The sequence below is a fragment of the Bradyrhizobium sp. 22 genome (assembly GCF_000482425.1).
Lineage (GTDB): Bacteria > Pseudomonadota > Alphaproteobacteria > Rhizobiales > Xanthobacteraceae > Bradyrhizobium > Bradyrhizobium japonicum_B.
This window is the reverse complement of sequence record NZ_AXVG01000029.1, coordinates 162,339-174,568: the sequence shown is the minus strand read 5'-3', so window position 1 is coordinate 174,568 and position 12,230 is coordinate 162,339. Positions and strand designations below refer to the sequence as shown.

The following is a 12,230-nucleotide window of genomic DNA, read 5'->3' as shown; positions in this document are numbered from 1 at the left end:
TGGCCCGCGTACCGACTTCACGCCGCGGTCAGGGTTGAATCATAGATGCTTGCATAATCCGCTGCGGCATCATTCCAGCCGGTGGGGCGCGCCATCGCGGCCCTGCGCATCGTGCGCAGACGCGAAGGTGAATGATAAACGTCGAGAGAGCGGTAGATCGCTCCGAGGAGGCCGCCGAGCGAGAACTCACGGAACAACAGACCGGTGACACCGTCTTGAATGGTATCGGCAAGCCCGCCGGTTCGATGTGCAACAGGCAATGAGCCGAAACGTTGCGCGTACATCTGGGTCAATCCGCATGGTTCAAAGCGCGAGGGCATCAGCAGAAAATCGCTTCCCGCCAGCATCTGACGCGCGGTCGTTTCCTCGTATCCGATCTTGATGCCGACCTTGCCGGGATGTTGCTTGGCCATCTGGCAAAGTGACTGTTCGAGTTCGCTTTCGCCTCTGCCGGTGACGACAATCTGACCGCCCTGTCGCACGATCGTTTCAATGGCTTCGATTGCAATGTCCAGGCCTTTCTGATGGACCAATCGCGAGACGATCGCAAACAGCGGGCCCCGCGACACCGCCAAGCCGAACGTTCTCCTTAGCGCTTGCGCGTTGGCGGCCTTTCCCTTCCAGTCATCCGGACTGAACGGTCGCGCCAGGTGCGGATCCGTCAGAGGGTCCCAGCTTTCGTCGATGCCGTTGATGATACCGGTCAAGCGCCCCTGATCGAGCTTTCCTCTGAGCAGCCCGTGCAAGCCGCAGCCATGCTCGGGTGTCACGATTTCCCGCGCATAGGTGGAACTCACGGTCGTAATGTGCGATGCGTAAAAAATCCCCGCTTTGAGGAAGGAAATGTCACCACAGAACTCGACCCCATTGATGTCGAATGCTGCGTGGGGAATGCCGAGCCGATCTAAGCGATGCCGCGCAAACAAGCCGCGATGCGCAAGATTGTGGATGGTCAGCACGCTCGGTATCGATCGGCCGCTCCAGGCCAGGTAGGCGGGCGCCAGCGCCGAGGTCCAGTCATTGAGATGCAGCAGGTCCGGTATCCAATTTGGATCACCTGTGCCGGACGCGATCTGTGCAGCGGCAAGACCGAGCCTGGCAAAACGAAGATCATTGTCCGTCCAGTCAATGCCCGTTGCGTCTCCATAGGGACCGCCGTCGCGCTCGAAAAGCTGCGGACAGAGCAGCACATAGACGGCAAGATGGTCGTCCGTGGTGCTGCGCGCAAGATCGCAGGCCGGGACGCCGCCGCGGGAAGGCAAATGACCGACGATTTCGACTGCCCGAAGTTGGCTCACGACATCGCTATACCCTGGGAGCAAGACGCGCACATCGCACTTATTTCGGAGCGTGCGGGGCAGCGCGGCGGATACTTCGCCAAGGCCGCCCACTTTTACGTAGTCGGCAAATTCGGAGGTGACGAACAGAATTTTCGGGCAACTGCGTGGAACCTGGTCGGCGCCGAGCGCAGCCCCACTTCCGGGTTTGATCGGCCGCTTATGCCGAGCCGAATCATGCGCCTTCCGCCGGTCTCCCATTCCGCTTCCCCCTTTGATGCCAAGGACCAACCATTCGATAGACGCTCGAACAGCGAAATCATTACAAGCCTCGGCGGCCATTTGTCGTTGAAGTGCCGTCACCTATTTGGAGGTTGTCACGCATTTGACCGCAGACTTTGTTTTAGATCAAACGTCTTTCACCAAGAGACAGCAACATGACGTGAGTATCAGGAGGACCAGACATGAGCCTTAGCCGTCGAAACAACCTGCTATCTGTCCCGACAATGTCGTACCGGGTCGCCGCAGTCGCCCTCATGGGCGTGCTGTCATCGCAGCTAGTCGTAACCTCTGTGCTCGCGGCATCACCGTCCGTTCGCATGGCGATGATGGACGACAAGGAAATGGGCTCGATGGGAGGCCAATCCAACAATTCGATGTCCGGCATGGGCGGAATGTCGGGAAGCCCGTCAGGGGGTATGGGGGGAATGTCCGGCGCTTCGTCCAGCGGCATGGGCGGCGGTTGCTGCATGGGATCGATGGGACAGGCGCCCGGATCTGGGTCGTCCAGTGCATCGGGCATGTTAATGCAAACCAGCCTACCGGGATTTCCCGGCTCATCTCATATTTATCACGTGGGTGCGACGGGATTTTACCTCGAATATGCCGACAAGCTCGGCCTTTCTACCCAGCAGAGGACCAGCCTCAACGAAATCAAGCAGCGCGCCCTCGTCGACCAGTCAAATCAGCAGCGGAAGATCGACGAAGCAGAGCAGGCCCTCTGGTTGCAAACGGCAGCAGACCAGCCAGATGCCACGTCGGTCGAGGCCAAAATCCGCGAGATCGAAAAGTTGAGGGCGGATCAAAGACTGAACTTCATTCGCAACGTGGGCGATGCCGCCAAAGTCCTGACCGACGATCAGCGCAAGATGGTGCTGGGAATGGCGCCGATGCCAGGCTCAGCGGCCGCACCTGCATCGGCGCCGAAGTCGATGAATATGGGTAAATAGACGATCGACAGCAATGGTAGGCGTTCAATGAAATCCAAGGAGGCTGAGCCGCTGTTTAGATGTGGTCTTTCAGGAGGATGTTTATCTGGTCTCTCCTCGGAACACTGAAGCGCCGTAACCTCAGCTTCCTGCAGAAGCATTGCCATACTCGCCTAGCCGGCAACAAGTGGCAGGAGCCGCGTGATGGCGTACCGTTGGTCAGAGACAAACCGGCACAACCGGCGGAACGTTGACACACCAATTGCCGCGAGAAGTTCCCTTCGAGTTGGAGGAGGCGTTCGATGTATCGTCGCGCGACTCTCCCCACGCGGATATAGCTCGTTCGAACGGTTCATTGACATGCCAGTCGGCATCGACCTCGACAAGGTCGAGGCGCAGTTCGCGAACGGCGTGCTGACCGTTGAGCTAGTGACGTGACGTCCGAGAATGTGACAACACACAAAGAGATCCCGATCGAGGACAGATACGCAGAACGAGGCCATCGGGCCAGACACTGGCGCCTCGAACGACACGAGAGTCAAAACATGACCACTGACAGTCTGGCCGAGCCAACACGCCGCGACTTCCTTTATGTTGCGACCGGGGCGGCTGCAGCTGTAGGCGCGGCGGCCGCTATGTGGCCTCTGATCAGCCAAATGAACCCCGATGCGTCAACGATTGCGGCGGCTGTTCCCATTGAAATCGATCTCGCGCCCATTGCCGAAGGCCAGATCATCAAAGTCTTCTGGCGCGGCAAGCCAATATTCGTGCGGCACCGCACCGCTAAGGAGATCGAGGAGGCGCGCGCCATCGATCCGCGAACACTGCCCGATCCGCAAAGTGATGCCGATCGCGTGAAAAGCGGCCACGAACAATGGCTTGTTGTGGTCGGCATTTGCACGCATCTTGGTTGCATTCCGCTCGGCCACCAAGGCCAATATGACGGCTGGTTCTGCCCGTGCCACGGCTCCGTCTACGACACCTCTGGCCGCGTACGACGCGGTCCCGCGCCTGCCAATCTGTATTTGCCGCCCTACGAGTTCCTCTCCGAGGCGCGGATCCGCATCGGCTAACGCAATCCAATGGTTCCTGGCCGGCCAAGCAGGGCAAGCCGCGCGACAGCCCGCAAATGGCGTGCTCGGCGAAGTCGCCGAACTTGATTCACGTCGGCTCAATGCGGATCACGGTTTCGGTGCCGCGCTAAGATGCATGCGTGGAGGACATCGATCTGCGCACCCGCGTCAACTCGTTGGCACTCGCGATTTCATCGCGTTAGTTGCCCAGCAGAATGATACTGCGGATCCCGACCAGAAACGATGTCGCAAGAGTTCGTGCGACGGCGCCGATACCCGTGGTACGCTACTCTTCACGGAATCCCTGGTGTGCACCGTGCTTGTTGCAGATAACGACCAACGCTTCAGTGCTGCGCCAAGCGGATCTCCGCCCGTGCGGAGCCGTAGACAAGGGCAAAAGAGCGGCAGCGCGAAACAACACCCTTCATGATGTCCAAGGCCTCGTTTGTAGCGCCTCGGTGGATACCATAGTCGGCGACATAAAACTGAGCCTCGCAAAGCCGCCGCTCGGAGTCATGCTCAGCACCTTCTTGGGCCTTTGCGAGCATGTCCGTCGGCATCAGTGCTCCCAGATACAGGTCGAGCACCGCGCCAGGCCACACGTCACGTTTCACTCTTGCGGCGTTGGTGGCGAACTCATCGTCGTCAATGGATTTTGCATGAAGCCGTGCGATGTGCAGCCAGATCGCAGCGTTGCCATCGGTCGGCCGCAGCCGCACCGCCACCTGGAGATCGTTGATTGCGTCCGCGGTATTTTCCAGAAACAGGCGGGCGCGGCCACGTCCAAAATACAGCGCGGGATTGCCGGGATCGATCTGCAAGGCCTCCTCGAACTCGGCAAGCGCGTCGCTGTAGCGGGCCTCAACCAGATAGGCATTGGCACGGGCGTCATGATATCGCGCGTTGCGCGGCGCGAGCTCGAGGGCGGCGTTGAGGTCGGAAAGAGCTCTTTCGAAATTCCCATTCGCCAGATACAGCGCCCCGCGACTGGCGAAAGCATCCGCGAACGAGGGACGAAGCTCGATCGCCTTGTCAAAATCCGCCATTGCGCGTGCGAAATCGTGCTTAACCGTGTAAGCGCCCGCCCGATCAAAGTAGGCCTTGTCGAAATCCGGACGCAGCGCGATCGCTTGGCCGTAGTTCTCAATTGCGAGCTCGAGCCTGCCCGTTTGAGCGTAGAGGTTGCCGAGATTCAGAAGCACGCTCGCATCGTTCGGGGCAAGCTGATGGGCTAGCTGCAAATCCGTGAAGGCCTCTCCGTATCGCCGCTCCGCGGCCCAGATCACGGCGCGATAGACGTAGCCGCCAGGAAAATCAGGTAGCAGCGCGACCACCCCGTCCAGATCGGTGAGGGCGGCCTCTGTCATCCCGAGTTGCTGATAGGCGGCGCCACGGCCGAACAGCAGCAGGCCGCGTTGCTTTTTCGAAAGTTGCTCGTCCTTCATGGCCTGATTGAACAGGCCGATCGCCATCAGGAACTGACCGCGATCTTTGGCCTCAAAGGCGGCTCGCGCGACCTCCGAAGTGTCGGGCGCAGAAGCAGCTGCTGTCATTGCGAAGGCAAGCGCGGCGCAAACAACAGAAAGTGTTCGAATACAGCGATACATGATGATCTCCAGCCGAAGGAGATGGGAAGGAATTCTTCTACCATGGCTATCCCACCCGCTATCGGGAGTTTGGCATGGCTGAACGCCCTCACATATTCTCGCGAGCAGATACCACCTCGATGCGATGGTCGATCCGTTCCCAACCACCCTCCTGCCAACGGATGGTGAAATCGATACTTTCACCCTTGTTCATCCGGCCAGTGTCGAGTTCCGCCACCCAGAAGCCGAGACTGCTATCGAGTGCTTCGAGGTCCGAGACCTCACGCCAGCCATTGACGCCCCAGTGCACCATACCCGCCCGAGGCAGCGCAATGACCAGACGGCAGCCAGCGATGATCGACCGGATTTGCGCGTGGGGCCACCAGAAGGCGTAAGCGGATGTCTTCTTCCTTCCCCCGTAGCGATTCCAGACGGCCTCCGGTCGGTCGAATGGCCGGCCGTGGTTGCGGGAGACGGCAAGCTTGACAAATTCGGCATGCGCCCATGCGAGCGGCATGGCCGATCCGGTGGGGCGGCCGGGATGCAATCGCCGCTCCTGGATTGGTGACGCATCCCAGACCTGTTCAGGGATCATACCGCCGGGGCTGGCTGATGCGGCCATCGTCTCAAGCATCGGCAAGGGATCTTCGTCGGCGCTTAAGGCATAATGGCCCCGCTCCCCTGCGAGAAGCGGCCAGGGCCGGCCCCTGCCGGCCCCATCATACGGCCGGCCATCATCGTGCTCGCCGTAGCCATCGCCATTATAGCGGTGCCAGAACGAACCGGAGGGGGTTTCGACTTTTAGGAGCCGGTCCATCACCTTGATCGTATCCAGGATCAGTGGATCAGATGCGTCCCTGAGGCCATAGCGGACCAGGCGCAAGAAATCCGTGCTGACTTGTTCGCTCGCCCGCATTCGCATCCCATCGCTTCGGTTGCGAATGGGCACGTGCTCATCGAGCGCGGTCTGGCCTTCGGAAAGTACTGATGGCGGCGACGTGCGAACATAATAGCCGGCAATGGCGAACTGTTTTGCCAGATCGGTGCCGCACGCGGTGAGCCAGTCTTCCAGATGGGCGTTCCAGAAGTCTGCGAGCGCCGTGGCCCAGTGGCGCGCCATAGGCTCGAGCAGCGAGCCGCCTGCGACAAGCGCCGCGATGCAGGTGGCAAGGGTGAACGCGTTCAGTCCGCTATTTTCTTCCCAACGGTCCTGATCGGTCGAGGGGCCAACCCGGGCGATATAGCCGAGCGCGCGACGGATCATGTCGTGGGGCTCTGTTCCCCCTAAGGCATCCCGGTCGGCGAGCAGAGCGGCCAAAAGAACCGGATAGGCCGCTTCGTCGAGTTGGACCCCGCGCCAATAGGGTTCGCCACCCAACCATTGGTTTTGCTGCCAGTGTCCTTCCACATTTTGTGTTGCGATCAGGTAGCGTAGGGTGTTGCGCGCTTCCGCCTCCCCTCCGAAGGCAAGCAGCGCCGTGGCGCACTCGACGAGGTCGCGAGGCCAAACCAAATGATAACCGCTCCGCTCGTTACCCGTGTCGCCCCAGGGCACGCTCAGGCTTGCCACCATCGCGCCCGGATAGGTCTTATCGAGGTGTGTGCGCAAAACCATCACGGATGTAACAAACTGATCCTGCAAATGAGCCGGAGCGCCCGCCGGTCGGGCGCAACATTCAGCGCAGCTGCGGTGCCAGGCGCTCCAATCGGCGATTTGCGCGTCCAAAACGCTATCGAACGGCTGCATCAGTGATGACACGGCCAGTGTCGCGGCCGCACCTTGGCTGCTTGCGAAGGCCAAAGCGAGCACGCTGAATGGCTGCAGCTCCGCCAACAGCGCGACGTTGCCGGGACCGGCAGCCGGGTACTCCCATGCCATCCTGCCGTTGCCGGCGAAGTCTTGCCAGCCGTCGCTGGCGCCGACATAACCCGCGCTCGCCCTCGTGACGGCGTCCTGCTGGTGCTCGTCGACGGCGGCAAGGGCCATCGCAAACGGCGCCCGTTCCGCCGACAGAAAACGCCGTCCGCGATGCTCGGCGATGACAGCGCGATTGCTGTAGCCGGTGGCGCCGAGATGGGGGGCAACCAGCACATAGATTCGCAACGCCGGATCGTCACTCTCAAGGCGACATTCGATCAAAAGCACATCGCGCAGCGGGTCGGGCGTGATTCGAAGCCGCAAGCTGAACCGCGAATGGGAATGGGTGATTTCATAGGCGGGAACGCCTGGTGCGACCGATCGCAGCTGATATTGACCGATCCGCTTGACCTCGATCCAAAATCCCCGGTCGTCGGCTACGATGAAGCCGAGGTCCCGAATCTGCGGAATGTCGATCCTCGGCCAATAGACTTCGTTGATGATGCCGTAACCTGCCGTGAACCAAAGCCGGGCGGGCCCGAGCGAGCAGCCGACCACGTCTTTTGAGCTGCTCGTCCAGGTCGGAAGTATCCCCGGCGCGCCCGGCGCATCGAAATACGGGGCCGGTTCCCAGTGGTTGGTCCGGCGCCGCGGAGCTGTTGAAATCGCCGCTTCCTTCGCAAGCGCGTCCAGGTGATCTCGAGCAGTTATCACGGCTTGATGCTTGGATTGACACTCTGGCAAAGGAGGGCAAAGGTTCCGTTCACAATGTTGCATTGCATGAGCTCGATGATCGGATGAACTTATAACAGTTTGTCGAACATCCGGCTTGTCAAGTATGATGCAGGTCAATCACGGCGACCCAATCCGGTTCATTATGACCATGACGCATTGCAGGTGTAGGAGCCGGGGCTTTGCCAATTCCTGAAACCTCTGCAGGAAAGGGGGCGATTCGTGGCCCGCAACATCCTGGACGCAGCCGGCGGCTTGTGCAGGAGGATAGGGTGCGCGGGGTGACTTCAAATCCCGCCATCTTCCAAAGGGAAATCGCTGAGTCCCGGGACTATGATGTCGCGCTGTGTGCCCTCTCTGGCGATGGGACGTGTCTGGAGACTCCGGGAAAAGCAACCGGGTTGTGTTCTCTGCCAGATGATGCTCTCTCATAATAGAAGTTCGGGAGTCTCTTTCGTGCCGTTCGCATCTCAACGTCGCCGTTCATGGTTGGCCCGGATTGCAGCAGCCACGTTCGTGAGCCTTTCTGTCTTCCACGCCGATGCGCAGACGGAAGGGGGGCACGAATCCCATCATCCGAATGCATCTGCGCCAGCGAATCCAGCGGCGCCGGGCAGCATGGGATTTCCGCCTGTCCCGTCGAGGCCGCCAATGGGCCCGCCGAGCGCAGGGATGGGAGAAATGGGAGGCGCATCCCCGGGCGGCGCAGGCCACGGCGGCGGCATGGGCGGGATGGGCGAAATGATGGGGGGCCGTCCGCGCAAGGAGTTTTATCCGTCGCTGATGGAGATGCCGAGCCTCTCAGCCGAGCAGCGCCAGCGCATCGAGTCGCAAACGCGCGCGGCGCTCAATACCGCCACAGAAGAGATCGCCAGCGCTGAAGCGGCGCTTCGCCAGGCGAATGCGAGGGCTGATTCCAAGGGCGCGGAGGAGGCTACATCGCGGCTTCGGGATGCGCTTAACCAGGCGAAGAGCGCGGCTACCACGCTTCGGGCGCTTTCAGAAGGAAAGCCCCCACAGCAGATCGCGCTGGACTGGTTCAGGACACAACTGAATCTTCCTGCCCTGACGGCTTCGAACGATGCGGGGCTTGGATTGTCGTGGTTTCATGTCGTCACAATGGCGGTGCTGGCGACATTCACCGTGGCCATGATCCTCGTGTATGTTCTGCGTCTGCGCCGTGCCAACCTGTTGGTGCAAAGATTGACGAGCGCTCCCGCTCTCGCCACTGCATCTGGCAGAGTAGCTACTCCGGGGCCGCCAAGTGCGCCGCCGCCCACCACACCACCTCCTGCCGCATCTCCGGGTACGCCTCCATCGACCCGGGCGGGTGAAGCTGCCCCGCCAAGCTCGGCAGTTGCGGCGGCAAGTCCTGCCGCCGCATCCTCGCCCTGGAAAGGCAAACTACAGGTCGCCGGCATCTTTCGCGAAACGAACGACGTCAAAACCTTTCGACTCAAGAGCCCCGACGGCGGTCCCATTCCCTTTACCTTCCTGCCGGGGCAGTTTCTCACCTATACCGCTGAAATTGATGGCAAGCTCGTGCGGCGCTCCTACACCATCGCCTCGTCGGCCGCACAGACCGCCTATGTGGAGACGACCATCAAGCGGGAGGAGCCAGGCATCTTCTCCGATTACATGCATGACAAGGTCAAACAAGGCGATCTGATCGAAGTCACTGCGCCCTTTGGCGCGTTCACCTTCAGAGGCAAGGAGGCCGACAGCGTCGTCCTGATCGGTGGCGGGGTGGGAATCACCCCTTTGATGGCTGCCATACGCTATCTGTTTGATACCGCCTGGCGGGGCGACATTTTTCTCGTCTACGGCGTCCAGACCACCGAGCACTTCATCTTTCGCGACGAGCTTGAATATCTGCAACGCCGCATGCCGAACCTGCACGTGATCGCCACCATGGCGCGCGCAGAGGGCACCTCCTGGATGGGACCGCAGGGTCACGTGACCAAGGAGCTCCTGAGCCAATCGGTTCCAGATATCCAAAAGCGGCGCGTCCACCTCTGCGGCCCGCCCGGCATGATGGAGGCCATGAAGAAGATCCTTGCGACAGTCGGGGTGCCGTCTGACCAGGTGAAGACCGAGGCGTTCGGACCAGCGCGCGGCGCCGTGCCGCCACCGGGGGTGACACAGGTGCTCTCAGCCGAGCCGGCTGCTCCCGCGGCGGCGGGTGCGCCGCCTGCCGCACCTGCTCTAGGGCCGGCGACGGCAACCATTCGGTTTGCCAAGGCCAACAAAATCGCAGCCCTGCCGCCCGACAAGACCGTGCTTGAGGTCGCCGAGTCCAATGGAGTGTCGATCGACTACGCCTGCCGCGTCGGGGTTTGCGGTACCTGCAAGACGAAACTCCTCGAAGGTCAGGTGACGATGGAGGTCGAGGACGCCCTGACACCCGAGGACAAGACCCAGAACATCATCCTCGCCTGCCAAGCCAAATCCGTCGGCAATCTGGTTGTCGAGGCCTGAGATGAATCAGACCGAACGGCAGATCACCGAGGCCGTGCTCTCTGTCATCCTCTTCCTGGTGCCAGCATTCCTGTTTCACACCGCGCCGCGCTTTGCCGGAAGCCTGACAGGCTTTGTGCTCGGGGTGGCCGCTGCCACCTTGATGGTCTTGCTTCTGATCTATCCGCTCGTCAAATATACGGCTTGGCTCAAGCGATGGGTGACTCGCGTCGTGTCGCTGCGCGCGCTGCTGGCGTTTCACGTCTATGCCGGTGTCTTCGGCGCGTTTCTGGCCATTCTTCACACCGGCCACAAATACCAGAGCCAACTCGGAATCGCGCTTCTCGTCACGATGTTGATCGTGGTGGCGACGGGGTTCATCGGCCGATATTACCTGCCGCAGACGTCTCTTGAGCTGAAGGAGGCGGAGTCGCACCTGGGGACACTTCGCGCGACCTACAATCAGGCAGCGGAAGCCCTTGCCGAGCGCCAGGCCCTCGAGGACGCCGCTGCCGCTAATATCAGCGCGCCAGCCCTGCAGAACGTTTCGATGCTGCAGGTCGTTGAAGGCATCGCCGATCTCGAATATGCCATCGGCTCGCGCGAGATCCTGAAGAAGGTGTCGATGCGCTGGATCGTGGCGCATGTCGTGGCCGCAATCCTCATGTACACTTTGCTCGCCCTGCACATCGCAGGAGAAATTTACTACGGGCTGCGGTGGCTGTCGTGAAGCCGCTCAATGCCTTTTACCTTCTGCTGGTCGTCGCCGGGCTGCTTGCCAGCGGAACCGCCATCGCGATGCTCTATCGCACCGGATCGGCCTCTATTCCGGGATGGCAAGAAACCTTCCAGCCTGGTCCCCTCTCCAAGGAGCATGCGTTCTTGAGCGGCAAGTGCGAAGCGTGTCATACACCTGCGCGCGGTGTTGAAGCTCAGACCTGCATCAAATGCCACGCCAACGCCGCCGCGGATCTGGCCAAGCAGCCGACTGCCTTCCACGCCACGGTCGAGGATTGCCGCGGCTGCCATAGCGAACATCAAGCGGCAGGCCGGCCGACCCGAATGGATCACGCGGCGCTCGCGCGAATTGGCTCACACCTCGCCATCGGAGCGGCAGGCCATCCGGGAGTAACCCGGCAGATGGTCAAGGATATGGCGGATTTTCTCGGAATTTCCGTCTCACCTGGGGTGGAGAGGAGTGCGCTGGATTGTGCGAGCTGCCACAGTAATCAGGACCCACATCAGGAGCTCCTGGGACGCAATTGCGCAAGCTGCCATGACACCGAGACATGGCGGATCACTTGGTTTCTGCATCCCTCTCCCGCGTCAAAGATCTGTGCGCAATGCCATCAGGCCCCGCCGAGCCATTTTACCGAACATTTTTCGGCTGGTTCGATGGGTGGGCACGGAAGCACGCAGATCAATCAATGCCACCAATGTCATAAAACGAACTCGTTCAAGGATCGCAAAGAAGCAGCCGGCGGCGGCATGCACTGACGCCGTGCTGCCGCCGGAATGCGTTACGCTGTGACGGAAAGAACGATGTCCGCGACCAAGAGCACAGACTGGAAGCGCGAGAGTGAGACGGCCAATCGCCTGACCTGGGCAATCACGGCGATCAATGCCCATCTGGAGGAGCTTCGGCAGATTTTGGCCCGAGCGCTCGGCATCAGCGGGCCGCAATGGATGATCCTAATGGCCATTTCCGATCTGGACACCGGCGACGGCGTTCAGGTCAATGCCGTTGCGAGGATGTTGCATGTTAATGGATCCTTTGTCACAACCCAATCCAAGCTGCTTGAAAAGGCCGGGCTGGTGGGGCGCAAGCCTTGCCCGTTGGACCGGCGGGTCGTTCGGCTTTCATTGTCACGCAAGGCGCTCAAGCAGCTAAGCCGCGATAGCGAGCAGCAGCAAGCCGCCGCCGATATCGTTTTCGCGGGCTTTGAAGGTGAGGAGCTCAATCAATTCATCACCCGCCTGGCAGCGGTAAGTCGGCGGCTCGAGAAGGCCCGGTTAAGAGTGGCGCTCGAGTTATGAGC

At 60.7% G+C, this 12,230-nt stretch carries 10 protein-coding genes; 7 read left to right on the top strand and 3 right to left on the bottom strand.

All coding sequences use genetic code 11. The features are described from left to right. Window positions 1-17: 17 nt before the first annotated feature. Window positions 18-1,619, bottom strand: coding sequence for a glycogen synthase GlgA (glgA, locus tag K410_RS36325; protein WP_245269304.1), 1,602 nt, complete (start codon window positions 1,617-1,619; stop codon window positions 18-20). Window positions 1,620-1,741: 122 nt separating this feature from the next. Here glgA and K410_RS40910 point away from each other — a divergent pair, with 122 nt between their 5' ends. The 3 genes from K410_RS40910 to petA all read left to right on the top strand — a co-directional run bounded on the left by K410_RS40910 (window position 1,742) and on the right by petA (window position 3,558). Next, window positions 1,742-2,506, top strand: coding sequence for a Spy/CpxP family protein refolding chaperone (locus K410_RS40910; RefSeq protein WP_245269303.1), 765 nt, complete (start codon window positions 1,742-1,744; stop codon window positions 2,504-2,506). A gap of 183 nt (window positions 2,507-2,689) precedes the next feature. Further along, window positions 2,690-2,923 carry an Hsp20/alpha crystallin family protein gene (locus K410_RS41490; protein WP_080672088.1) on the top strand — a complete coding sequence of 78 codons (234 nt, stop codon included), beginning with the start codon at window positions 2,690-2,692 and terminating at the stop codon, window positions 2,921-2,923. A gap of 107 nt (window positions 2,924-3,030) precedes the next feature. After that, a complete protein-coding gene (gene petA, locus K410_RS0100830; protein ID WP_028133079.1) occupies window positions 3,031-3,558 on the top strand; it encodes a ubiquinol-cytochrome c reductase iron-sulfur subunit in 528 nt (175 codons plus the stop codon). Between the two features lie 344 nt (window positions 3,559-3,902). On the opposite strand, the gene K410_RS0100825 is transcribed toward petA, so the two are convergent. Then, a complete protein-coding gene (locus tag K410_RS0100825; protein ID WP_063831398.1) occupies window positions 3,903-5,165 on the bottom strand; it encodes a tetratricopeptide repeat protein in 1,263 nt (420 codons plus the stop codon). 88 nt (window positions 5,166-5,253) lie between these two features. Beyond that, the gene (locus K410_RS0100820) at window positions 5,254-7,716 is read right to left on the bottom strand and encodes a glycoside hydrolase family 15 protein (RefSeq protein ID WP_245269302.1); all 2,463 of its coding nucleotides are present in this window, start codon (window positions 7,714-7,716) and stop codon (window positions 5,254-5,256) included. Window positions 7,717-8,415: 699 nt separating this feature from the next. Between K410_RS0100820 and K410_RS0100815 the strand changes: the two genes are divergently transcribed. The 4 genes from K410_RS0100815 to K410_RS0100800 are packed head-to-tail and all read left to right on the top strand — an operon-like array spanning window position 8,416 to window position 12,228. After that, window positions 8,416-10,212, top strand: coding sequence for a 2Fe-2S iron-sulfur cluster-binding protein (locus K410_RS0100815; protein ID WP_245269301.1), 1,797 nt, complete (start codon window positions 8,416-8,418; stop codon window positions 10,210-10,212). 1 nt (window position 10,213) lies between these two features. Further along, window positions 10,214-10,921, top strand: a complete 708-nt coding sequence (locus K410_RS0100810) for an iron reductase (protein ID WP_028133075.1) — start codon at window positions 10,214-10,216, stop codon at window positions 10,919-10,921. Beyond that, entirely contained in the window at window positions 10,918-11,688 is a 771-nt protein-coding gene (locus K410_RS38215; protein ID WP_080672104.1) for a cytochrome c3 family protein, read from the top strand. The genes K410_RS0100810 and K410_RS38215 overlap by 4 nt, the downstream gene beginning before the upstream one ends. A gap of 45 nt (window positions 11,689-11,733) precedes the next feature. Then, window positions 11,734-12,228 carry a MarR family winged helix-turn-helix transcriptional regulator gene (locus K410_RS0100800; RefSeq protein ID WP_028133073.1) on the top strand — a complete coding sequence of 165 codons (495 nt, stop codon included), beginning with the start codon at window positions 11,734-11,736 and terminating at the stop codon, window positions 12,226-12,228. Window positions 12,229-12,230 lie beyond the last annotated feature (2 nt).